24 protein-coding genes are annotated in these 24,738 nt (G+C 31.2%); 23 read left to right on the top strand and 1 reads right to left on the bottom strand.

The genetic code is table 11. From position 1 onward, the window contains the following. A complete protein-coding gene (locus tag ACWI69_RS04865) occupies nt 1-588 on the bottom strand; it encodes a type I restriction endonuclease (RefSeq protein ID WP_448820723.1) in 588 nt (195 codons plus the stop codon). Nucleotides 589-852: 264 nt separating this feature from the next. Between ACWI69_RS04865 and ACWI69_RS04860 the strand changes: the two genes are divergently transcribed. The 23 genes from ACWI69_RS04860 (at nt 853) to miaB (ending at nt 24,733) form a co-directional block, all read left to right on the top strand. Next, nucleotides 853-1,461 (top strand): hypothetical protein, encoded by a 609-nt coding sequence (locus ACWI69_RS04860; RefSeq protein WP_448820722.1) that lies wholly within the window; start codon nt 853-855, stop codon nt 1,459-1,461. A gap of 96 nt (nt 1,462-1,557) precedes the next feature. After that, nucleotides 1,558-2,385: a transketolase gene (locus tag ACWI69_RS04855; protein WP_448820721.1), complete on the top strand. Its 828-nt coding sequence runs from the start codon at nt 1,558-1,560 to the stop codon at nt 2,383-2,385. 17 nt (nt 2,386-2,402) lie between these two features. Continuing rightward, a complete protein-coding gene (locus ACWI69_RS04850) occupies nt 2,403-3,329 on the top strand; it encodes a transketolase family protein (protein WP_448820733.1) in 927 nt (308 codons plus the stop codon). Nucleotides 3,330-3,388: 59 nt separating this feature from the next. Continuing rightward, nucleotides 3,389-4,186 (top strand): permease-like cell division protein FtsX, encoded by a 798-nt coding sequence (locus ACWI69_RS04845; protein WP_448820720.1) that lies wholly within the window; start codon nt 3,389-3,391, stop codon nt 4,184-4,186. Between the two features lie 2 nt (nt 4,187-4,188). Beyond that, nucleotides 4,189-5,277, top strand: coding sequence for a murein hydrolase activator EnvC family protein (locus tag ACWI69_RS04840; RefSeq protein WP_448820719.1), 1,089 nt, complete (start codon nt 4,189-4,191; stop codon nt 5,275-5,277). A 17-nt stretch (nt 5,278-5,294) separates the two neighbouring features. Beyond that, complete coding sequence (locus ACWI69_RS04835) at nt 5,295-6,092, top strand: NAD(+)/NADH kinase (protein ID WP_448820718.1); 798 nt, start codon at nt 5,295-5,297, stop codon at nt 6,090-6,092. Then, nucleotides 6,086-7,747 carry a DNA repair protein RecN gene (gene recN / locus ACWI69_RS04830; RefSeq protein WP_448820717.1) on the top strand — a complete coding sequence of 554 codons (1,662 nt, stop codon included), beginning with the start codon at nt 6,086-6,088 and terminating at the stop codon, nt 7,745-7,747. The genes ACWI69_RS04835 and recN overlap by 7 nt, the downstream gene beginning before the upstream one ends. Continuing rightward, nucleotides 7,747-8,538, top strand: a complete 792-nt coding sequence (locus ACWI69_RS04825; RefSeq protein WP_448820716.1) for a tyrosine-type recombinase/integrase — start codon at nt 7,747-7,749, stop codon at nt 8,536-8,538. Before recN ends, ACWI69_RS04825 begins: the two co-directional genes overlap by 1 nt. Nucleotide 8,539: 1 nt before the next feature. Further along, a complete protein-coding gene (gene era / locus ACWI69_RS04820) occupies nt 8,540-9,433 on the top strand; it encodes a GTPase Era (RefSeq protein ID WP_448820715.1) in 894 nt (297 codons plus the stop codon). Between the two features lie 126 nt (nt 9,434-9,559). Continuing rightward, complete coding sequence (locus tag ACWI69_RS04815; protein ID WP_448820714.1) at nt 9,560-10,159, top strand: thymidine kinase; 600 nt, start codon at nt 9,560-9,562, stop codon at nt 10,157-10,159. Continuing rightward, nucleotides 10,159-11,010 (top strand): KH domain-containing protein, encoded by an 852-nt coding sequence (locus ACWI69_RS04810; RefSeq protein ID WP_448820713.1) that lies wholly within the window; start codon nt 10,159-10,161, stop codon nt 11,008-11,010. Before ACWI69_RS04815 ends, ACWI69_RS04810 begins: the two co-directional genes overlap by 1 nt. Beyond that, nucleotides 11,011-11,430, top strand: coding sequence for an HD domain-containing protein (locus ACWI69_RS04805; RefSeq protein WP_448820712.1), 420 nt, complete (start codon nt 11,011-11,013; stop codon nt 11,428-11,430). It abuts the gene before it with no gap. A gap of 10 nt (nt 11,431-11,440) precedes the next feature. Next, on the top strand, nt 11,441-13,213 hold the full coding sequence (locus tag ACWI69_RS04800) for a TIGR03960 family B12-binding radical SAM protein (protein WP_448820711.1): 1,773 nt from the start codon (nt 11,441-11,443) through the stop codon (nt 13,211-13,213). A gap of 14 nt (nt 13,214-13,227) precedes the next feature. Then, nucleotides 13,228-13,896, top strand: coding sequence for a uracil-DNA glycosylase (ung, locus tag ACWI69_RS04795; protein WP_448820710.1), 669 nt, complete (start codon nt 13,228-13,230; stop codon nt 13,894-13,896). Nucleotides 13,897-13,966: 70 nt separating this feature from the next. Next, nucleotides 13,967-14,359, top strand: a complete 393-nt coding sequence (locus ACWI69_RS04790) for a hypothetical protein (RefSeq protein WP_448820709.1) — start codon at nt 13,967-13,969, stop codon at nt 14,357-14,359. 113 nt (nt 14,360-14,472) lie between these two features. After that, complete coding sequence (locus tag ACWI69_RS04785) at nt 14,473-15,873, top strand: UDP-N-acetylmuramoyl-L-alanyl-D-glutamate--2,6-diaminopimelate ligase (RefSeq protein WP_448820708.1); 1,401 nt, start codon at nt 14,473-14,475, stop codon at nt 15,871-15,873. 6 nt (nt 15,874-15,879) lie between these two features. Further along, nucleotides 15,880-16,716, top strand: coding sequence for a 3-deoxy-8-phosphooctulonate synthase (kdsA, locus tag ACWI69_RS04780; RefSeq protein WP_448820732.1), 837 nt, complete (start codon nt 15,880-15,882; stop codon nt 16,714-16,716). A 1-nt stretch (nt 16,717) separates the two neighbouring features. Further along, nucleotides 16,718-17,674: a KpsF/GutQ family sugar-phosphate isomerase gene (locus ACWI69_RS04775; protein WP_448820707.1), complete on the top strand. Its 957-nt coding sequence runs from the start codon at nt 16,718-16,720 to the stop codon at nt 17,672-17,674. A gap of 66 nt (nt 17,675-17,740) precedes the next feature. Then, nucleotides 17,741-17,947: a DUF1858 domain-containing protein gene (locus tag ACWI69_RS04770; protein ID WP_448820706.1), complete on the top strand. Its 207-nt coding sequence runs from the start codon at nt 17,741-17,743 to the stop codon at nt 17,945-17,947. A gap of 113 nt (nt 17,948-18,060) precedes the next feature. Beyond that, nucleotides 18,061-20,793, top strand: coding sequence for an SNF2-related protein (locus ACWI69_RS04765; RefSeq protein ID WP_448820705.1), 2,733 nt, complete (start codon nt 18,061-18,063; stop codon nt 20,791-20,793). An 8-nt stretch (nt 20,794-20,801) separates the two neighbouring features. Beyond that, the gene (locus ACWI69_RS04760; RefSeq protein WP_448820704.1) at nt 20,802-22,562 is read left to right on the top strand and encodes a hypothetical protein; all 1,761 of its coding nucleotides are present in this window, start codon (nt 20,802-20,804) and stop codon (nt 22,560-22,562) included. A 107-nt stretch (nt 22,563-22,669) separates the two neighbouring features. Further along, nucleotides 22,670-23,326, top strand: coding sequence for an N-glycosylase/DNA lyase (locus tag ACWI69_RS04755; protein WP_448820731.1), 657 nt, complete (start codon nt 22,670-22,672; stop codon nt 23,324-23,326). A 96-nt stretch (nt 23,327-23,422) separates the two neighbouring features. After that, nucleotides 23,423-24,733, top strand: a complete 1,311-nt coding sequence (gene miaB, locus ACWI69_RS04750) for a tRNA (N6-isopentenyl adenosine(37)-C2)-methylthiotransferase MiaB (RefSeq protein WP_448820703.1) — start codon at nt 23,423-23,425, stop codon at nt 24,731-24,733. Nucleotides 24,734-24,738 lie beyond the last annotated feature (5 nt).

Here is a 24,738-nt window from a genome sequence, read left to right as displayed (position 1 = left end):
CTAATAGAACGTTTGCTTAAAAGACTGATTTTTATTATTTGCATAATACTTTGTATTTACTCCATTACTAATTACAAATAGCTGAATGAAGTTAAATAATTTTCCATATGAATGCTTCTGATATCTATTAATTTGATTAAAAGCTTCTTTTAGCTCTATTCCGCTTCTTTTAAGCTCTATTTGAACAAGAGGTAATCCATTTATTAAGATAGTTACATCATATCTATTTTTATATTTACCTTCTATTGTAATTTGATTAGTTACTTGAAACTTATTACAACACCAATCTTTAGAGTCAAAAAACTGAATATACACAATTTCATCATTATCTCTTAACAGTTGAAATTGATCCCTTAATTTTTTAGCCTTATCAAAAATAGATCCACCACTTAAATGAATCATTATTTTCTCAAATTCTTTATCTGTTAAAGGTTTATCATTTAATGCTTTTTTATTATGAAGTTCTAACTGCTTCTTAAAATTAAGGTTTAATTCTTCTTCGTTTCTTATATTTATCTTTTCATAACCTTGTCTTACAAGCTGTTTGATTAAATTTTTTTCTAATTCTGTTTCTGATTGAATGCCCATGACTCCCCTCGTATAATTATATTTTAAATACTTTTTGTTTAATTTATATAAATATCTGTATTATATCAAAAAACAAGAGCTTTTAAAACTCTTGAATAGAATTTAAATATTAATATAATTGACAGAAGTAAAAATTTGTTTAATAGTATACATGGTGTAACTATTATATCAAAAAATTAGCTCTGTCACAAAAGTGGCAGAGCTTTTTTTATTTTTTCATTTGTCAAAGTATGATATAATATGAAAAAATAGAAAGGATATTATATGGTAATAGATTTTACAAAAGTTATTGAGATTTTTGAATCTATGAGCTTCATAGGAGTAATATTAATTTGGATGTCTTTTTTAATAGGATTAAAATTTCCAGATTGGGATTTTAAATTAAAGATAAAACATAGAAATATTTTAACCCATAGCCCTATAATTCTTTGGATAATGATGTATTTTTATAATACTCAAAAGGATGTAGAAATTTTTAGGTTTTCAATAATGGGTTTTGCATTAGCACTTGGGTTACATATGATTTTTGATTTTTTTCCAAAGGGATGGTCAAGGGGAGCCTTGATATATTTTCCATATTGTAAAGTATGTCTAGGTGTGAAAGGAAGTAAAGGCTTTATTTTTTTAACGGGAATATACTGTATTTTTTTATCAATAAAATATTCTCAAAGCTATATCGAAGTTATGATTTTAACTTTACTGGGAGTGTACACAATTATAAAAAATATAAAAAAAGAGGAAAAGTTTTTTAGACCTTTCACACTTTTTGCGGGTGTTTGTGTTTTTTTAAGTGCAGTAAAATATGATGAGGTAAGTAGTTCACTCACTTTTATTGTACACTTAATTTTTGAAAAAGTTAAAATCCTGTTTTAATACATTAAAATTCATAGAAATCCCGGACCTTAACTTGACAAAAGAAGCTGATTTTTAATATAATTTAACTAAATAAAAGGATTGAGAGGAGAAAAAATGAGAGACATTAATTTTTTAGTAGAACAAGCTACTAAAATTAGAAAAGACATTGTTCAAATGGTATGTAAAGCAAAATCAGGTCATCCGGGAGGATCACTATCGGCTGCAGACATAGTAACTGCACTATATTTTTCAGAGATGAATATAGATCCTAAAAATCCAAAAATGGAGGGAAGAGATAGATTTGTTTTATCAAAAGGACATGCAGCTCCAGTACTTTACTCTGCTTTAGCTGAAAGAGGATATTTTGATAAAGAGTTATTAGGAACATTAAGAGCATATGGATCGCCTTTACAGGGACACCCAGATATGAAAAAACTTCCGGGTGTGGAAATCTCTACGGGTTCTTTAGGACAAGGACTATCTGTGGCTAATGGAATGGCATTATCAGCTAGAATTTCGGGAGAGAATTATAGAACCTATGTTTTGATGGGGGATGGAGAGTTACAAGAGGGGCAAGTATGGGAAGCAGCAATGTCAGCAGCACATTTTAAGCTGGATTCAATATGTGCTTTCGTTGACTCAAACAATCTTCAAATTGATGGAAATGTAGATAAAATTATGGGTGTAGAACCTCTGGATAAAAAATGGGAAGCTTTTGGATGGAATGTAATTATAATAGATGGTCATAGCTTCCAAGAGATATTTGATGCTTTGGATAAGGCTAAAAAAACAAAGGGACAACCTACAGTAATTATTGCTAAAACTGTAAAAGGAAAAGGGGTTTCGTTCATGGAGAATGTTTGTGGATTCCATGGAGTAGCACCGACTTGTGAAGAGACAGAAAGAGCGATAGCAGAGCTAGAAAAAGTATCAGAGATATAATAAATTTGGAGGATGAAATAATGAAAAAATCTACAAGACAAGCTTATGGAGAAGCATTGGTAGAACTTGGAAGACAAAATAATAATGTAGTTGTTTTAGATGCGGACTTGACAAAATCAACAAAGACAAATCTATTTCAAGAAGAGTTTCCAGAGAGACATATAAATGTTGGAATAGCTGAGGCAGATTTAATAGGAACAGCAGCAGGACTTGCGACGTGTGGTAAAATACCATTCGCTTCAACGTTTGCAATGTTTGCAGCAGGAAGAGCATTTGAACAGATAAGAAATACAGTGGCTTATCCAAAATTGAATGTAAAAATAGCTCCAACGCATGCAGGAATTTCAGTGGGAGAGGATGGGGGATCCCATCAGTCAATTGAAGACATCTCTTTAATGAGAAGTATTCCGGGAATGGTAGTACTATCACCGGCAGATGCCACAGAAACTAAAAAGATGATATTTGCAGCGGCAGAGTATAATGGACCAGTCTATATAAGAATGGGAAGATTAGATGTACCAGTATTATTTGATGATTTATATGATTTCCAAATAGGAGTGGCAAATACTGTGAAAGAGGGAACTGATGTTACAATATTGGCAACAGGACTTATGACAGCAAGAGCTCTAGAGGCGGCGGAAAAATTAGAATCTGAAGGGGTTTCAGTGAGAGTAATAAATGTTGGAACGATAAAACCTTTAGATGGGGAAACAGTTTTAAAAGCGGCTAAAGAAACAAAATTTATAGTAACAGCTGAGGAACATTCAGTAATTGGAGGGCTTGGCTCAGCGGTATCCGAATTTTTATCAGAGACATATCCAACATTAGTTAAAAAAGTTGGAATCTATGATGTATTTGGTCAAAGTGGAAAAGCTGAAGAATTATTGGAAAAATATGAGTTAACAGCGACAAAATTAATATCAGTAATAAAAGAAAACTTATAGAGAATAGATAGTATAGAGGCGAGTTGAACTGGCCTCTATATTTTAATTAGGGAGAAGAGATGGAAAGAAAAAAAGGGGCAAGAACATTCATAGCATTGACATTTAGTTTTATTATATTTAATATATTTATTTCATTATCTTCTAATAGCTACTTTATTGGGAAAATATTAAAGAGTGATTATTTTTTTACTATCGAACTACAAAATGAAAATTCAAAAGAAAAATTACAAGAGTTTGAAAAATTTCTCTTAGAAAATGAAAATGTTAAAGGAACAAGATTTTTATCAAAAGAAGAAGCTTTTAGAAATTTACAAAAAGAACTGGAAATAGTTATACCTAAAAGTGAAAATCCACTACCGAATTCAATAATTGTATATTTTAAAGATGAAAAAAACCTGCATACCATTCAAGAGTTACTGGACGTAAATCCAATGGTAAGAGAGATATATATAGATAGTCAATTTTTACAAAATACTCAAAGAAAAATTAGTGCGGCAAATATGTCGTTATTGATTTGTCTGATATTGGGAGTGGGAATATATTACCCGATAACGACAATTCTTAGAGGAGCTATAATCAGAGATTATATGATTTATTCGATAAAGTCTCCGCAGAATAAAAAAAATTTTTCTGTGGCTAGAAATAAAAATTTGATACCATTTATTGGGAGTGCTCTAGTTGGGGGGCTAATATTTTTTAATATCTATGTCATTTTAAGAGAGAAATACCAACAAATTTTATCTACGTTAATACTTCAAAGTTTTAAGCAAATTGTAGCAATTGAAATTGTAGCGACATTAATACTTTTATTTTTAGCTTGGAAATCGACAGGTAAGCTAAAGAATGATGAGGTTTGACTATGAAAGGAGCAATAGTTTTTTTAATTTGTTCAACTTTTATATTTGGGGATAGTGTAGATAATTTGAAGAATAAAATGAAGAAAATAGAAAGTGAGATAAAACAAAAAAATAGTAGAATTGAGCATATAAACTCCGAAAAGATAAGTATTGCAAAACAGATTGAAAATATAAATTTAGAGATTAAAGATATAGAAAAAGAGGCTGAAAAGCTTCAAGAGGAGATAAAAGTAGTCAATAGAAATATCGAATATGGAGGACTGAATCTAAGCGTGAGCAGTAAAGCATTAGATAGAAAAAAATCTGAATATAAAGCTAAGATGATAGAAGTGACTAGGAAGTCTAGTTTAGAAAGTGATACAAAAGAGAGAAGTATAGCTAAAAGAAGTTTTTCAAGGCTTTTATATGGGGATTTAGAGAGCATGGAACATATAAAAAATGTGCAAACCTCTATCGAGCAAGTGAAAAGAAATATAGAGAATAATAGGCAAAAGTTGACAATACTAAAAAGAAAATTAGATTCAAATAGGCGATCTATTGAGGTAAAAAAGCAAGAAAAAAATAGACTAATAACTAAATTGAATCAAGAAAAAACAACTCATGTGAAGACAATAAGTAAGCTAGAGATTCAAAAGAAGAATATAGAAAAAGAGATTGAAAGAGTTATAAAAGCAAGAAGTACCACAAATAAGAATGTAAAATTGGATACAGCTGTTTTGAAACTTGGAAAATTTCAAAGACCTATTTCGGGAGCTATTGTTGTAAAATTTAAAGAGAAAAAAAATGGAGAAGTTGTTAGTAATGGAATTGAAATAGCTGGAAAAATGGGAAATAGAGTTAAAGCTGCAACAAGTGGAAAAGTAATCTATGCCGATAAATTTCAAGGTCTTAATAATGTGGTTATGATAGATTATGGATACAATACAATTGGTGTTTATGGAAATTTGATTGCCGTTGGAGTAAAATTGAATCAGCAAGTCCAAAGAGGTCAAGATATAGGGGTCTTAGGTTTAAATACAGAGAGTAAAGCCAATCTCTATTATGAAGTAAGATTTAACTTAAAACCAATAAATCCAGAGAGTCTATTTTAAGTGAGGAGAGAAAGAGAATGAAAGGAACTATAATTTACAATGAAGATAAAGAAGAAGCAGTAAAACTATATCATCAATTGATAGAGTTCTTTATACAAAATGATATAGAGATAGTTCCTAAAACTCGTGTGTTAGAAGCAGAATTTGCTGTTGTTATAGGAGGAGATGGAACTTTACTTAGAGCTTCAAAAACTTTAATACAGAATAAGAATATAGATATTTTTGCAATCAATGCGGGGTCTTTAGGTTTTTTAACAGAGATAAAAAGCGAAGAATTTAAACCTACTTTTCTTGACTATTTAAAAGGAATAGTAAAAAAAGAAAGAAGACAACTTTTAGAAGTAGTTATAAGAGGTGAAAAAATAGATGTATTAAATGAAGTTGTTATTTCAAAAAAAATGGCTAGTTCAAAAATTTTAGGTGTATCCATAAATACTGAGAATACAAAAATATGTGATTATAAGGCGGATGGAATAATAGTGGCGACACCAACAGGTTCTACGGCTTATTCTCTTTCAGCGGGAGGTCCAATAGTTATGCCACAAATAAAAGCCATAATTGTGACTCCTTTAGCTCCCCATAATTTGGCAACAAGACCTATAATAATAAGTGGTGAGGAAAAGTTGATATTAACTTTAAAACCTGGACAGGAAGGGTGTATAATAGTGGATGGAGAAATAGAAAGAGAGATAAAGGATCAAGAAGAGATATTTATATACTATTCTCATAAAAAAATAAATCTTATTTTGCCCGAAAATAGAGATTACTATGGAATCTTAAGAGATAAGTTAAAGTGGGGAGATAATCTATGTTAAAAGAGTTAAAAATTGAAAATTTAGCTATAATAGAAAAGGTAGATTTAGAATTTAAAAATGGATTGATTGTTTTAACAGGAGAAACAGGAGCAGGAAAATCTATAATTTTAAGTGGAATAAATCTATTGATAGGAGAGAAGGCAAGTGCTGATATGGTAAGGGATGGAGAGGACTATCTATTAGCACAAGGTGTGTTTGCTGTCAATGAAGAACAGGAAGCTGAGTTAAGAGAGTTAGGTATAGAAGCTGAAGACAATGAAGTTATCGTGAGAAGGCATATAGATAAAAATGGAAAAGGGAAGGCTTACGTAAATAATATTCGAGTTCCAATGTCGAGTTTAAAAGAGATAATGGGAACTTTAGTTGATATTGTGGGGCAACACTCCCACCAGATGTTGTTAAATAAAAATAACCATCTTAGACTTTTGGATAGATTTTTAGGTGACAGTGGTATTGGAATAAAGAAACAGCTGGAAGTAATTTATAATGAGTATTCGAGTTTAGAAAGAAGAATTCAAGATGTAGAGAAAAATAGAAGAGAAACTCTAGAAAAAAAAGAGTTTTATGAATTTCAGTTACAGGAGATTGACAAGGTAAATTTAAAAGATGGCGAAGATGAAAAGCTTGAAGAGGAGTATAAAAAACTTTTTCATGCGGGAAAAATAAAGGAAAAGCTATCACTAACGGAGAATATATTAAAAGATGGCGAAAAAAATGCTTTGAATATAATCTATAATAGTAGAAAAAATTTAGAGACAATATCAAAATATGGAAAAGAGTTTCAAGAAAACTTAGAAAGATTGGAAAGAGTTTATTATGATTTACAGGATTGTGTGGATTCAATCAGAGATTTAAATGACGATATAGAGGCTGATGATATGAGATTGGAAAAAGTGATATCAAGGCTTGATGCAATTAATCGTTTAAAGTCAAAATATGGAGATGATATAGCCACAATACTTCAACATAGAGAAAAAGTTGACGAAAAATTGCAGTTGTTGGATGAAAATAGTTTTCAAGTAAAAAAATTAGAGAAGGATAGAGATGAAGCTAAATCAAAATATTATACTTTAGCACAAAAATTAAGTGACATAAGAAAATCAAAAGCTAAAATCATAGAAGAAAATCTTCAAGATGAGTTAAAAGGTTTAAATATGAGTGATGCAAACTTTAAAATTGAGTTTGAAGAGTCGCCATCAATGACACTAAATGGTATAGATCAAGTGGAATTTATGATTTCAACAAATGTTGGTCAAGGTTTAAAGCCATTATGGAAGGTAGCTTCAGGTGGAGAAGTAAGTAGAATAATGTTGGCTATAAAGGTTATTTTTTCAAAGGTTGATAACATACCAATACTGATTTTTGATGAGATTGACACTGGGGTTGGAGGAGAAACTGTTAGAAAAATAGCGAGTAAACTTCAAGAGATAGGAGAGGCAACCCAAGTTATGAGTATAACTCACTCACCTGCTATTGCCGCAAAGGCTACTCAGCAATTCTACATAGAAAAAAATCTTGTGGATAATAAGACTATAACACAGGTAAAGGAATTAAATAGGGATGAGAGAGTAAAAGAGATTGCTAGAATGTTGGCAGGAAAAAACGTATCTGAAGCAGTTATTGAACACGCCAGAGAGCTATTAGGTGATAAATAATGGAACTATTAGAGAATTTTATTAAGTACAAAGCGGATTCAAAAAGTTTAAAAAAGGAAACTTTGGATTTGTATCACGGAGATATAAAAGATTTTGAAAGTTTTATAGAAAAGGATTTTTTAGATATAAGAAAGGAGGATATTTTAAAATATATTGAATTTTTAAAGAAAAATTATCAACCAAATTCAATTCTAAGAAAAGTTAGTACGATTAAAACCTTCTACAAGTATCTTTTAGAAAAGAGGCTAATTAATGATAATCCTTCGGATGGGATAGTAATTGAAAAAGCCCCAGAAAAAGAGTTAGAAACTTTGGAAATTTGGGAGATCAATAATATTTTAGATACCTGTGGAAAAGACTATAAGGGTGTAAGAGATAGACTACTTATAAAACTTCTTGTAGAAACTAATCTTTCAATAAATGATATTTTAAAAATAAAAATATCAGACTTAGAGTTGGTTTCATATAAAATTATATATAATGATGAAAAGGGAGAAAAAATAGGAATATCTGATGAACTTTCTAAAGAGCTTGAAAATTATATAAAAGAAGTTAGAACTCACTTAGTCGGCGGGAATAGTAATCTTGTATTTTATGGTTTTAGTAGGCAATCATTTAGAGCTAGATTTATCTCTTTAGGGAAAAAATGTGGCATTGAGAGAGAGATAACTCCAAATATGTTGAGGAATACTTTAAAAACTATGGTAAAATGTAGTGATGAAATTAATGAAGAGCAGTTTTTTTTAGATTTAAAAGAGAAGTATTTTAAAATTGGAATAGGAGATGATTAGAGTGAAAGCTGGATTTATAGCAGTAGTGGGAAGACCAAACGTAGGAAAATCTACATTGATAAATAAACTTGTAAATGAAAAAGTTGCTATTGTATCGGATAAAGCAGGGACAACAAGAGATACAATAAAAGGGATTTTGAACTTCAATGGAAACCAATATATATTTGTGGATACACCGGGAATTCACAAACCAAAGCATCTATTAGGGGAACATATGACAAATAGTGCTTTAAGAGTATTGAAAGATGTGGATGTAATTGCTATGGTTATAGATGCTTCTCAAGAGATTAGTACTGGTGATTTATTTGTATGGGAAAAGGTAAAAGAGGCAAAGAATACTCCTAGAATATTGATAGTAAATAAGATAGATAAAATAAATGATGAAGAGTTAGTAAAGAAAAGAGAGGAGATAGCGGAAAAGTTAGGCGATTTTAATGCTATTGTTGAGATAGCTGGACAATACGCTATCGGTGTCCCTAAACTATTGGAAGCGATAGACCCATTTTTAGAGGATGGAGTACAATTCTATCCAGATGATATGTATACAGATATGCCTATGTATCGAATAATAACAGAGGTTGTTAGGGAAAAAATATTGGAGAGAACAAGGGATGAAATTCCACACTCTGTAGCTATTGAAATTATAAATGTAACGAGAAGAGATAATGGAAAGGATAAATTTGACATAAATATTTATGTTGAAAGAGACTCTCAAAAAGGTATTATAATTGGAAAACAGGGTAAGATGTTAAAAGAGATTGGAATCGAAGCTAGAAAAGAGATTGAGAATCTTTTAGGAATTCAGATATATCTGGAGCTTTGGGTAAAAGTGAAAGATGACTGGAGAAAGAAAAAGCCATTTTTAAAAGAGTTAGGATATGTGGATGAGAAATAGAAAGACTAAAAGTAGCTGTTATAGCTACTTTTTTGTTTTAATGGGATTTATCGATTTGTTTTGATTATTAATTATGTTATAATAGAAAATAGATAAAAAATAGTTGATGATGGAGGAAAAAATACAATGCATTTATTATTAACAGAAGGAATGGGTTGGATAGAAGTTGTAACCGGGAGTATGTTTTCAGGAAAGAGTGAAGAATTAATTAGAAGAATGAGAAGGGCAAAATATGCAAATCAAAAAATTTTAGTTTTTAAACATTCAAGTGATGATAGATATGATGAGACAAAGGTAGCTTCCCATAGTCAAGCGTTTATTGAGGCAGTGCCGGCTTCAACGGTGCAAGAGATGAGAGAGATAATAGAAAAAGAGTATATGGATGTAAGAGTTATAGGTATAGACGAGGTTCAGTTTTTTGGTGAGGACGTGGCTGAATTTTGTGAAGAGTTAGCAAATCAAGGAAAGAGGGTTGTTGTAGCAGGGTTGGATCAAGACTTTAGAGGAGAACCATTTGTACCTATGGACAGATTGATGGCAAAAGCTGAGTATGTGGATAAGTTTAATGCTATTTGTGCTTGCTGTGGAAATCCAGCGTCGAGAACCCAAAGGTTAGTGGATGGAGAGCCTGCTTATGAAGATGATCCTATTGTTATGGTTGGGGCTAGTGAAAGTTATGAAGCTAGATGCAGAAGATGCCATATTGTTAGAAAAAGAGGAGAGTAATGAATTTTAGAGGTATTGAAAAAACTGATAAATGGGGATATATATTTACAGTTTTTTACAATGGAGAGAGATTTCACTCCTTTGATGAGATGTCAGGAAAGATAACTGTAAAAGGGGAGTTTAGAAGAGTCATGAATGAGCTTGGGTTTACTTGGGCAAAAGGTATTCAGCAGGGGGGAAGAACAGATGCTAAAGTTTCTGCTGAAAGAAATCTCCTTTATGTGAGTAGCAATTTCAATGGTAATTTAAGTGAAATTATTTTTAAATTTAACGAAAAAATGAAAGATTCTATTTTTATAAGAGGGGTACAGAAAACTTTTCCAAACCTATCTTTTCCAGAGTATGTGGCAAAGAGAGAGTATCTATACAAATATCCTAAAAAAAGAATTAAAAGATCGATAGAAGATATTGAAAAAACGCTATTGGAAGTAAGTGGAACTTATGATGTGAGCAGATTTACAGATAAAAAAGGGTTGGAATTAAAGGAGCATGAAAGAAAAGTTGAAGTTACTTTTCAAAAAGGAGTATTGAGATTCATTGGAGACTCTTTTATGCCTAAACAAGTTAGAAATATGGCGGGGTATATTTTAACAGGAGAGGTTGAGACTTTTCCTGGTAAATACTTAACTTTGGAAAAGGTATATTTAAAAGAGGAATTAGCAACTAAAATGATTGTAGCGTGTGACAATCTGGAAATACTTGGAGTTGAAAAAATTGAAAAAACAGTCGATAATGAGATTATGATACTGTATGTAAAAAAGGATAAAAAAGGAGAGGTAATAGGAAAAAATGCCTCAAACATAAAATCTTTAAGAAAAGAGTTTGGAAATATAGTGATAAGGGAGATTTGAATGATTTCTAGGCTAAAACAGGTTTATAGATATATATTTTTGAAATTTGAAAAAAAAGATGAAGAGGAAGTGAAAAAAATACTTTCAACAGAAGAGTTTGAAATTTTTAATCAGATGCGAGAGTATGATAAAGTACATTCATTTTTAGTTTATAAAAGATGCAATAAAGATGAAATTTTAAAAAATAATAAAAATTATTTAAAGTTAGCATTGTTGCATGATTGTGGGAAAGGGAATACGGGTCTTTTAAGGAGAGTAAAAAAGGTTTTAATTGGAGATGAAGAGTTGGAGAAACACTCTGAAAATGCTTTTGAAAAATTAAAAAATATTAACATAGATGTAGCAAAATTATGTAGGGATCATCATAAAAAAAATGTGGAAGCTGAGATGAAAGTTTTCCAAAAGATTGATGATAAATAAAAGGAGATATATGAGAGTAGATATAGGTAAGTATTTGATGTCAGTAGAAAAACCAGCTCAATATTTAGGGAATGAAATAAATAGTTTTCATAAGGATTTAGATTCAGTAAAAGCTAGAATGTGCCTATTTTTTCCAGATGTTTATGAAGTGGGAATGTCAAATTTAGGAGTAAAGTTACTCTATGCAATTATGAATAAGGTTGATAACTTCTACTTGGAGAGAGGATTTGCACCAATGGAAGACATGGAAACTTTAATGAGAGAAAATAGTATCCCAATGTTTTCTTTAGAGACAAAGACAGAATTAAAAGATTTTGATGTTATTGGGTTCTCATTATCTTATGAAATGTGTTATCCAAATGTTTTAAATGCCCTAGATTTAGCCAATATACCACTACAGGCAGATGAAAGAGGAGAGGAATATCCCCTTGTGATGGCTGGGGGGACTTGCATGATGAATCCAACTCCTATGGAGAAATTTTTGGATTTCTTTGTAATAGGTGATGGTGAGGAAACTATGACAAAGTTGGCTCAGACATTAGTTGCCTTTGCAGGTAAAACAAAGGCTGAAAAACTTGAAGCGATAAAGGATTTTGAAGGGGTTTATATCCCTAAATTACACAAGGGAGTTAAGAGAATAAAAAGAGCCATAGTTCATGACATAGACAATACGCCGTCATACTCTGAGCAACTTGTACCATATATTCAAATAGTTCATGATAGAGCTTCGGTGGAGATTCAAAGAGGCTGTACAAGGGGATGTAGATTTTGCCAAGCAGGATATGTATATAGACCAGTGAGAGAGAGGAGTCTTGAAAAAAATATAGAGTTGATAGAGGATATGCTTTTTAATACAGGTTATTCTGAAATTTCACTCTCCTCTTTAAGTAGTAGCGACTATACCGCTATAAGCCCGTTAATAGATGGTTTACAAAAAAGATATGAAAATAAAAATTTGGCGATTTCACTTCCATCTCTTAGAATGAACACACACTCCGTGGATGTTGCAGTAAATATTAGTGGAGGGAAAAGAACTGGATTTACATTTGCTCCAGAAGCTGGAAGCCAAAAGATGAGGGATGTTATCAATAAGGGAGTTACAGAGGAACAAATTCTTGAAACGGCGGAAGCAGCAGTGAAAGCTGGCTGGGATAATTTAAAGTTTTATTTTATGATAGGATTGCCATTTGAGACAGATGAAGATGTTATGGCAATATATGAGTTAGTAAAAAGAGTGACGTATAGATGTAGAACTATAAGAAAAAGAGTAAATATAACGGCGAGTGTTTCAAATTTTGTACCAAAACCTCACACGCCTTATCAATGGCATGAACAAATGAGTATTGAAGAAACAGAGAGAAAGCAAAGAATGTTAAGAGATGCTTTTAGAGGAATGAAGGGGGCAACGTTAAGAATGCACCCACCTAAGAAGTCTTATTTAGAAGGGTTTTTATCAAGAGGAGATGAAAAAACTGCAGATCTGATAGAAACAGCATTTAAAATTGGAGCAAAACTGGATGATTATAGAGATAATTTCTCTATTTGGAAAGAGGCGATAGAAGAACTAAATATATCTGAAAAAGATTATCTAGGTGCGAGGGATTTAGAGTCAAATCTGCCTTGGGATATTATAGAAACTGGAATTAGCAAAGAATTTTATATAAGGGAATTGGAAAAAAGTGAAAAACAGGCTTTGACAGTAGATTGTAGAGAGCAGTGTTCAGCTTGTGGAATGAAAAAATATATAAGAGAGTGTGGATCATTAACTTTAGACAAAAGGTGAAATAGGAGATTTATATGTTGAAAATAGGAAATGATTGGGATGAGATATTAAAAGATGAGATTAAAAAAGATTATTTTTTAAAAATGAAGGAGTTTTTAAAACAAGAATATTTAGAAAGAGTCATATATCCACCAAACAGAGAGATTTTTACAGCTTTTCAATTGACACCATATAAAGATATAAAAATAGTGATCTTGGGACAAGACCCATATCATGGTGCAGGTCAGGCTCATGGATTAGCGTTTTCGGTAAAAAAGGGAGTTCCGTTACCTCCATCCTTGAGAAATATATATAAAGAGATATATGCTGAAAAAGAGGGAAAGATATTTAATAATGGATGTTTGGAGGAGTGGGCTAAACAGGGAGTATTTCTTTTAAATGCTAGTTTAACAGTGAGAGAAGGCGAAGCAAACTCTCATAGTAAAATAGGTTGGACAACATTTACTGATGAGGTTATAAAGAAAATTAATGAAAAAAAAGAACAGGTAATTTTTGTTCTTTGGGGAAATAATGCTAGAGATAAAAAGAAATATATTACTAATCCAAATCATATAATTCTTGAAGGAGTCCATCCGAGCCCGCTTTCAGCGAGTAGAGGATTTTTTGGATGTAATCATTTTAAAACTATAAATAGAATATTAAGAGAAAAAGATAACAAAACTATAGTATGGGATATAATTTGATAATCAAAATTAATTGACAAAATATACTTAAATAGTTTAAAATAGATTAAGAACGGAACGAGGAGGGATTATGAAAAAATTTCTAATATTGTTAACGGTAATTGGTGCGGTAGCTTATGGAGCAGAGTATAGAAATGGAACTTACAGAGGGGTATTTGTTTCTGGGCAAGAAACGCAGGTAGAGGTTGACTTTAATCTAAAAGATGACAAAGTAGAAAAACCAAAATTTAGAACGCTTTTTTATAAAGAGCAAGATTATTTAAAAAATAAAGATTTAACAAAGTATAAGGATGAGTATGAAGCACTATTGACATATATGACAAATAAAAATGTCAATGAAGGAATGGAAGCAATGTATACTCCGGGAGATATAGAGAATGCTGGAGCTACAATAAGAGCTTCAAAAGTGAGAGCAGCAATAAAGAATGCTTTAAATTCAGGAGTTTATACACCAGCTAAGTAAAAAATATGAAAACAGAGGAGTTAAGCCCTCTGTTTTTTTACTTTTGAAAGTATGTATTGTTTTTTTTTGAAAAGTGATATAATAGGCTGAATAATATATAGTGAGGGATGAATATGGAAAGGTTGTTTAGAGGGATAGATTATAAAGTTTTAAAAATTACGGAAAAAGATATATACAGTGGGAATTTGGAGTATGACTCTAGAAAAGTTAAGCGAGGAGATATATTTATTGCTTTAAAAGGAGCTTTAGTGGATGGACATAAATTTATCGATAAAGCTATTGAAAATGGAGCGGTAGCGATAATTGTATCGGAGGAATCGACAGAATTAAAAGAGGGAGTAGCTTACTTTTTAGTTGAAAATTTAAGAGGAAATCTAGGTGTAATTGCTTCGAATTTTTATGGGAATCCTGAAAAAAAATTAAAAATAATTGGAGTGACAGGAACAAATGGAAAAACAACAACAACTTATTTGATAGAACAGATTTTAGGAGAGAGTAAAGTTGCTAGAATAGGAACTGTGGAATATAAGATAGGAGATGAAATAATAGAAGCACCAAATACAACGCCAGAGTCTCTAGATATAATAAAAATGTGTAAAAAAGCAGTGGAGAAGGGTTTAGAGTATTTAGTGATGGAGGTTAGCTCCCATGGACTGACGAGTGGAAGAGTTGATATGCTGGAGTTTGATGTAGCTATTTTTACTAACTTAACACCGGAACATTTGGACTACCATAGAGATATGGAGGAGTATTTCAATGCTAAAAAAATACTTTTTAAAAAATTAAAAGATAAGCGAAATGGAATAATCAATATAGATGATGAATATGGAAAAAAAATATACAGCGAATTTGGAGGAATTTCATACTCTTTAAATGGAGAAGCAGATTTAGATATGAAATTGATAGAGGAGATAAAGCCACCTCTATTAGGAAGATTTAATATGTATAATCTATTGGCAGCAGTTGGTGTTGGTAAAATATTAAATATAGATTCGAGTGTTATAAGAGAAAGAGCAAGAAAAATAAAGGGTGCTCCGGGAAGATTTGAATCAGTTTTTGCAGGACAAGAGTTTAAAATGGTTGTAGATTATGCACATACAGGAGATGCCTTAGAAAATATTTTACAGGGAGTTACTGAATTAAAAAATGGAGGTAGGATAATAACTATTTTTGGTTGCGGTGGAGATAGAGATACTTTAAAAAGGCCTGTGATGGCAGAGATTAGTGAAAGGTATAGCGATTTGGTAATTGTAACCTCCGATAATCCAAGAACAGAAGACCCAAACAAAATAGTGGAGGATATAGTGAAAGGATTCAAAACTAAAAACTATATGATAGAAACCGATAGAAGAGAAGCGATAAAAAAAGCAGTTTTAAAAGCTGGAAAAGATGATATAATACTGATAGCAGGAAAAGGGCATGAAACTTATCAAATTTTGGGAACGACGAAGATACATTTTGACGATAGAGAGATTGCCATAGAAGCAATAAAAGAATTAGAAGAGGTGAAGTAATTGAGGATAGTTCAAGAAGTAAAAAAAGTCAAAATAGCAAATAAATTTGAAATTGGTGGAAATAACAGGTTTACATTGATAGCGGGACCATGTGTGATAGAATCGGAAGAGTTAGTTATGGAAGTAGCTGAAAAAGTGAAGGATATCTGCGATAGATTAGGTATTAACTATGTGTTTAAAGCATCTTTTGACAAGGCCAATAGATCGTCTATACACTCATATAGAGGTCCGGGAATTGAAAAAGGACTGGAAATATTAAAAAAAGTAAAAGAGAGATTTAATATACCTGTTGTGACAGATGTGCATGAGGCTTGGCAATGTAAAGAGGTTGCTAAAGTTGTGGATATAATTCAAATACCAGCCTTTTTATGTAGACAGACAGATTTACTTATAGCCGCAGCCGAAACAGGGTTGCCTGTAAATATTAAAAAGGGACAGTTCTTAGCTCCATGGGATATGAAGAATGTAGTTATAAAAATGGAAGAGATGAACAATCTAAATATAATGCTTTGTGAAAGAGGATCAACTTTTGGATATAACAATATGGTTGTAGATATGAGAGGATTTGGAGAGATGAGAAAGTTTGGATATCCAGTTGTATTTGATGTGACTCATGCTGTACAAAAACCAGGTGGGCTAGGGACTGCGACATCAGGGGATAGAGAGTTTGTATTTCCATTGATGAGAGCGGGATTAGCAATCGGAATAGATGCAATTTTTGCAGAAGTTCATCCAGATCCGGCAAATGCTAAATCAGATGGACCAAATATGTTATATTTATCAGATTTAGAAGAGATATTAAAAGTAGCTGTAAAGATAGACGATTTAGTAAAAGGAAGATAGAATGGATATAAAAAAAATAGCTCAAGATTTATTTGATAAAGAGATATGTGAATTAGAAAAAGTTAAGAGTAAAATATCGGATTCGCTGGAAGAAGTGGTGAATCTAATTTTAAATTCTAGAGGTAAGGTTGTAATAACAGGTATTGGAAAATCAGGGATTATAGGTAAAAAAATAGCTGCTACACTGGCCTCAACAGGGACACTAGCTGTTTTCATGAACTCAGCTGAAGGACTCCATGGCGATCTTGGAATGATAAATAAAAATGATGTAGTGATAGCTATATCCAATAGTGGAAACAGTGATGAGGTCATATCAATTCTTCCATCAATAAAGAAAATTGGTGCAACATTAGTAGCTATGACAGGAAATCCAAATTCAAAACTTGGGAGAGAAGCGGATGCGATACTGGATATAGGAGTTGAAAAAGAGGGGTGTCCATTGAATTTAGCTCCTATGTCTTCAACAACAAGCACTTTGGTCATGGGAGATGCATTGGCAACTGTACTAATAACTGTAAGAAATTTCAAACCTGAAAATTTTGCAGTTTATCATCCTGGAGGAAGTTTAGGAAGAAGATTACTTATGAGGGTGAAGGATGTGATGCACAAAGACCTACCAATTGTTCACTTGACAAGTGATATGGACACAGTGATTATGACAATGACTAAAAAAAGATTGGGTGTAGTTTGTATTATAGAAAATGATGAACTTTTGGGAATTATAACGGAAGGGGATATCCGAAGAGCTTTGAAAATGAAAGATAAATTTTTTACATTAAAAGCCAAAGATATAATGACAAGAGATTACACCTATGCAACAGAAAATATAATGGCTTTAGATGCCTTAGATCTTATGGAAAATAGAGAGAATCAGATATCCGTATTACCTGTTTTATCAGATAGGAAAGTTGTTGGAGTTGTGAGAATTCATGATTTGTTAAATGTCATTGGAAAATAATTGACAAAAAAAGTAAAGTTTTATATAATAAAAAGGTAATATAAAGAAAATGTAGGAGGAATAAAAATGGTAACTAAAGATATGAATATTTTAGAAGCAGTTCAAAAATATCCAGTGATTTCAATGGTATTTAAAAAGCACGGATTGGGATGTGTAGGATGTATGGTAGCAGCTGGGGAGACTCTTGGAGAGGGAATTGCAGCACACGGATTGGATGCTGATGCATTAGTTGAAGAGATGAACATCTTAATAAAAGAATCAGAAGCTAAATAGAAATAAGGTGAAAGGACTCTAATGAATAGAGTCCTTTTTTTAATTTCTTGCTAACCCTTAGAAAATTTGATATAATATACTTCAGAAAAAATTTATATATGAGGGAAAAGGGTATGGAATCTAATTTAAAAAAAATGGATGAGTCACTATTTTTTACTTTAACTTGTGACGAAGTAGGAACATATGTTTCTTTAGTAGACAGCGATGGGGAGATAGTAGAAAATATAGAGGAATATGAAATTAGTGATGAAAATGATTTGAAAATTATTGATTTAATTCAAGAGATAAAAGAAGATAGCTTTTTCTCTGGGTGGGATAATGAAAAAAATGAACTATATATAGATGAAAATGTAGAGATTTTAGATTATCTAAAAAATAGTAAAAAAGTAGTTACAGGGGATATGAATCCAATAAAATGGATTTTGAGTGAAAATAAAATAGTGTTAAAAATTAATTTTGTAGAAGATGAACCTGATTTATGTGAGGGAAAGCTTCTTTTAAATGGTAAAGAAAATTTTAAAATAGTTTCAGATAACTATGTTTTAAGCGGAGATACAATATACTGGATAGATATTCCAAAGGATACAATACATATTTTAAAAGAGATGGAGTCAAAATTTTCAAAATCAGAATTAGAAAAATATTTGACATTAGCATCATCTTTTGGAAGTGGAATAGAGATTGAATGTTTAGATTATGAGATTGTGGAAGAGGGAAATCTAAAACCAGTTCAGGAATTGATAATAGAAAAAATATCGCAAGATAATAGTTTGTATTTAAAAATAGGAGCCTCAATATCAACGATTGATTATGAATTTTTAAAGGTACACAACTTAGATAGAGCTTTGATTATAAAAGATGAGTTAAAAAGGGTTGAAATAACAAAGGTAGAAGCAGCTTATTTAGATGAAACTGTAGAAGAGGTTGTTAAAAATATTGTAAAACATCAGAAAAATTTAAAGATAAAATCTAGTTTTTATATAGATGGAAATTTTATAATTTTACAAGAAAAATTAGCAAGAGAGTTTGTAACGCAGGAGCTTCTTCAATTAGCAGGAAAATATAAGGTTGTTGGGACAGATAATTTAAAAAAATATAGTGTAAAAGCTGTAAAGCCAAAAGTTGTAGGAAACTTTAAGCACGGAATAGATTTTTTAGAGGGAGATGTCCATTTGGAGATTGAAGGAGAAAAATTTTCAATAGTGGATGTTTTAAATAGCTTCAAAAAAGATTCATATATTGTTTTAAGTGATGGAACAAATGCTCTTATCAATAGAAAATATATGGAAAAGCTGGAAAGAGTATTTAAAGATAATGGAAAATCCAATGTTAAAATTTCATTTTTTGATCTGCCGATAATAGATGATTTAATAGAGGATAAAGTACTTGCAAATGAAATTAAGAAGACTAAAAGTTTTTACAGAGGAATCAATCAAATAGAGAATTATAATGCACCGACACCAGCAATAAATGCTACTTTGAGAGAGTATCAAGAGTATGGATATAAATGGTTGAGATATCTGATGGACAATAGTTTAGGTGGGTGTTTAGCAGATGATATGGGACTTGGAAAAACATTGCAAGCAATAACTTTAATAACTAGTTTGCATTTAACTCCAAAGAGAAAAACATTGATAATTATGCCAAAAAGTTTGATATATAATTGGGAAAGTGAGATAAAAAAGTTTAGTCCAGATTTAAAATGTGGAATATACTATGGAAATTTTAGAGATAAATCTATTTTTAGTAGTGTTGAGGTAATTATAACAACTTATGGAACGGTAAGAAATGATATTGAATATTTAAAAGAGATGAAATTTGATTTGATAGTTCTAGATGAATCTCAAAATATAAAAAATGTAAATGCACAGACAACAAAAGCTGTTATGTTGTTGAACTCAAAATATAGACTAGCTTTAAGTGGTACTCCTATTGAAAATAACTTAGGAGAATTATACTCTCTATTTAGATTTTTAAATCCGTCAATGTTTGGTACTTTAGATGAGTTTAACTACCACTATGCTAATCCAATTCAAAAAGAGAATGATAAAGAAGCCATAGAGGAGCTAAAGAAGAAAATATATCCATTTATACTGAGAAGAGTTAAAAAAGAGGTTTTAAAAGATCTTCCAGATAAGATTGAAAAAACACTGTTTATAGGAATGAATCCAGAGCAAAAAAGGCTCTACGAGGAAAGAAGGGCATACTACTATGGGATGATAAACAGTCAAATAAAAACTCAAGGCTTAGGAAAGACACAGTTTTATATACTTCAGGCGTTAAATGAGTTGAGACAGCTAACAAGTTGTCCTGAGATGAAAAACCCCAATGTAGTTTCAAGTAAAAGAGAGGTGCTTATAAATAATGTTCAAGATGCGGTGGAGAATGGACATAAAGTTCTTATATTTACAAACTATATAAAAAGTATTGAAAGTATAACATCAGATTTAAGAAAAAGAGGAATAAAGTATTTAGAAATGACTGGAGCTACCAAGGATAGACAAGGCTTAGTAGATTTATTCCAAAAAGATAAAAAATATAAAGTTTTTGTAATGACATTAAAAACCGGAGGAGTAGGGCTTAATTTAACAGCGGCAGATACGATATTTATCTATGACCCTTGGTGGAATAAAACTGTGGAGAATCAGGCTGTGGATAGAGCTTATAGACTTGGACAAGATAGAACAGTATTCTCCTATAAATTGATACTAAAAGATACAATAGAAGAGAAAATACTAAAATTACAAGAGAGTAAAAGTCAGTTACTAGATAACTTGATTTCTGATGAGGGAGCGACTTTAAAAACTTTAACTGAAAAGGATATAGAATTTATTCTTGGAGAATAGGAGATGGTATGGGAATAAGTAGAGATAGATTTAGAAAAGCTTTAAATGAAAGTTATTCAAAAGGAACTCTTTTTAAAATTTTTAAAAGATATTTTTTAGATTGGATAGCTGAAGGGTATATTGGAAGTAATTTAGGATTGTTTGAAATTTCTTTGATATCAGAATCTACAAATAAGCAGACTTTTTTAGAATTGATGGAACAGATGTATTCAAAAGAAGAGGTGTTTAAGGGTATTTTTTCTTCATTGCCAAAAGAGGTTCAGGAAGTATTTGAAAGTATAGCTTGGAAAGGTAAGTTTAAAATAAAAGATAGAGATATTTATTTAAAAGATGAAGAGGGATATAACATAAAATCTGAGTTAAAAGATGAGTTTTTATTTTTTACTAAAAATGGAGATACAAAACGAGGGGAGTATTTAACTTTAAATAATGATATTGTAAGAGTTATGAGGCAATTTATGGATAAGCCAAGAGAGTACTATATCTATAAAACTTCAAATTTCACTTGTGAATTCAGAGAAAATAATGAGGAAAAAATCCAAGAGAATTTAAGGAAATACTATTCTTTCTTTAAGGATGGAAAGATGCAACTTTCAAGTAGCGGAAAGCTATTGAAAGAGTCAAAAAATAATATGAAAAAATATTGTAATATCCATGAATATTATGAGGGAATAAAAGATTTGGAATTTTTAAAAACAGAAACAATGGGATTATTTTTATTTCTTTTTAAAAATGAATACTTAAATGATGAATTTATAAGGTCAAGTAATTTAAAAGCTATAGTAAAAGGCTTCTTGAATGGAAGTATTATAAAAAGTGAGGACAATACATACATAAGCTTGTACTTAAATTATTTGAAAGGGATAAAAAATGTAGGTAAATCAAATGATGAGGTAAAAAGAGGTCTAGCAACTATAAGTAAGATTTTATCTGAGTTTCCAGATGATGGATTTGTCTCTATTGACAATGTAATAAAAAGTATACTATATAGAGATGAATTTATAGAGATTATCGATTTGGAATCAGCTTTTGCAACTCTATACATCAATGAGGCAAATTATGAAAGAACAAAAATAGTAGGGTATGATAAATATTTGGCGTATGTCGTTGAACCATTTATAAAATCGGTGTTTTTTATTTTGGCATCATTGGGAGTCCTAGAAATTTGTTATGAAAAACCATCATCAGCAAATTCGTTATATTTAAAAAATGGATATTTAAGTAAATATGATGGAATAAAATATGCAAAATTTACAGAGCTGGGTAGATATGTCTTTAACAGAGTTTCAACATATGACTTTAAAGTTTTAGAAGATGAAGGCAAAGTGGTTTTGGATGAGGACAGATTAATTGTTACAATTTTAGGAGAAAGCCCTCTTAGAATCATGACTTTGGAGAAACTAGGGAATAAAATAGCTCCGAATAAATTTAAAATATCGGAGGAAACATTGACAAAAGGGTTGGAGAACTTAAGTGAAATTCATGGGAAAATACAGGAGTTTAAAGAAAAAATAACAAATGATCTTCCGACGAATTGGAATAGATTTTTTGGAGAGATTATTGAAAAGACAGAGTTGATAACACACGTTCCCGATTATAAAGTTTTAAAATTAAAAAATGATAAGGAGTTATTGTCAGCAATAACAAAAGATAAGAGATTCAAATCATTGATTTTAAAAGGCGAAGATTTGCATATAATGGTGAAAAAAGAAAATTTAGATGAAGTATCGGGACTATTTAAAGAGTATGGGTACTTTGTGAACTTATAAAAAATAGGATAAAGCTATATTTGCTTTATCCTATTTTTTTAAAAACAGATGTTAAGAGTCAGAAAAATGTGGTAAAATTAAGGTACGAATAATTTTAGGAGGTATATATTGTGAAAAACACCTATTTTTATGAAGTACAAAAAATATATGAGAATATAAAAAATAGAATAGAGGAGAGATTGGAGGAGTATAGAGGAACTTGGAGAGATGGCGATAACAAAGATATCTTTTGCGAGTTAGCTTTTTGTATTTTAACTCCGCAGTCTAAGGCGAGAAACGCTTGGAAAGCAATAAGTGAATTAAGAGATAGTAATCTTTTGTTCATAGGAAGTGAGGAGGAGATGCTTCCATTTTTAAATATTGTTCGTTTCAATAGAACCAAAGCTAAAAACCTTTATATACTTAGAGAGCAAATGACGGATGAGACAGGAAGGTTTATAACAAAAGACTTTTTTTCAACGTTTAATTCTCCATTTGAGATGAGAGAGTGGATTGTAAAAAATATAAGAGGAATGTCGTATAAAGAAGCTAGTCATTTCTTAAGAAATATCGGTTTTGGACAAGAGTTAGCAATTTTGGATAGACATATCCTAAAAAATTTGGCTGCTTTAGATGTGATACAGGAAGTTCCTAAAACAGTGAGTCCGAAATTGTATAAGGAGATAGAGGAGAAGCTGAAGGTATATTGCAAAGAAGTAGATATACCTATGGAAAATATAGATTTATTGCTATGGTATTTAGAGGCTAAAGATATATTTAAGTGATGTTTATCTAAAGAATTATTGATAAAAGTTGTACTACTATGGTATAATTTTTAGCATGTTTAAGTAGTAATTTGTTAAAAATTTGGAGGAAAAAAATTGAAAAATGCAGTAATAATAACATATGGTTGTCAAATGAATGTCAACGAAAGTGCAAAAATAAAAAGTATATTACAAAATATGGGATACAACGTAATTGAAGATGTATCGGAGGCAGATGCGGTTTTCTTGAATACTTGTACAGTGAGAGAGGGAGCGGCTACTCAAATCTATGGAAAACTTGGAGAGTTGATGGCTGTCAAGGAGAAAAGAGGAACAATCATAGGTATAACAGGTTGCTTTGCTCAGGAACAAGGTGAGGAGTTGGCTAAAAAATTTCCAGTAATAGATATTGTGATGGGAAATCAAAATATAGGGAAAATACCAACGGCGATTGAAAAAATAGAATCTGGAGACTTTAAACACGTTATCTATACAGGGGATGAAGATGAGCTACCACCGAGATTGGATGCGGAGTTTGACTCCAAGAAAACAGCGTCAATTCCAATAACATATGGATGTAATAACTTCTGTACTTTCTGCATAGTTCCATATGTGAGAGGAAGAGAAAGATCTGTTCCAATGTCACAAATTTTGGATGAAGTTAAAGGTTTTGTGGAAAAAGGCTATAAGGAGATTATGTTACTGGGACAAAATGTAAACTCATATGGAAATGATTTGTCGAGTGGAGAAAACTTCGCCATATTGCTAGATGAGATATGTAAAATAGAGGGTGAGTTTTTAGTGAGATTTGTTTCACCTCATCCAAAAGATTTTGGAGATGATGTAATTGATGTTATAGCTAGAAATGAAAAAATAGCAAGATGTCTACACCTTCCTTTACAATCGGGATCTTCAAGAATACTTAAATTAATGAATAGGAAATATACTAAAGAGCAGTATATAGAGTTAGCAGAGAAAATAAAATCGAGAATACCAGGTGTCGCATTGACAGCGGATATTATAGTTGGATTCCCACATGAAACAGAGGAGGATTTTTTAGATACATTGGATGTCGTAGAAAAAATTGGATTTGAAACATCATTTATGTTTATGTATTCACCTAGAAAGGGAACGGCTGCAGCAAAAATGGATGGGCAACTAGATCAAGAGGTGAAAAAAGAGAGACTTCAAAGATTGATTGATTTACAAAATAGAAAATCAAAAGAAGCCAGTGATAGCTATAAAGGAAAAATTGAAAGAGTTTTAGTTGAAGGACCAAGTAGAAAAAAAGATGAGGTTTTAACAGGAAGAACATCAACTAATAAAGTTGTTTTATTTGCGGGAGATAAAGCGTTAGAGGGAACATTTGTCAACGTAAAAATAAATGAGTGTAAAACGTGGTCGCTATACGGAGAGATAGTGGACTAGTAACC

The organism is Cetobacterium sp., assembly GCF_977044495.1.
This window is presented reverse-complemented; position numbering and strand designations above follow the sequence as displayed.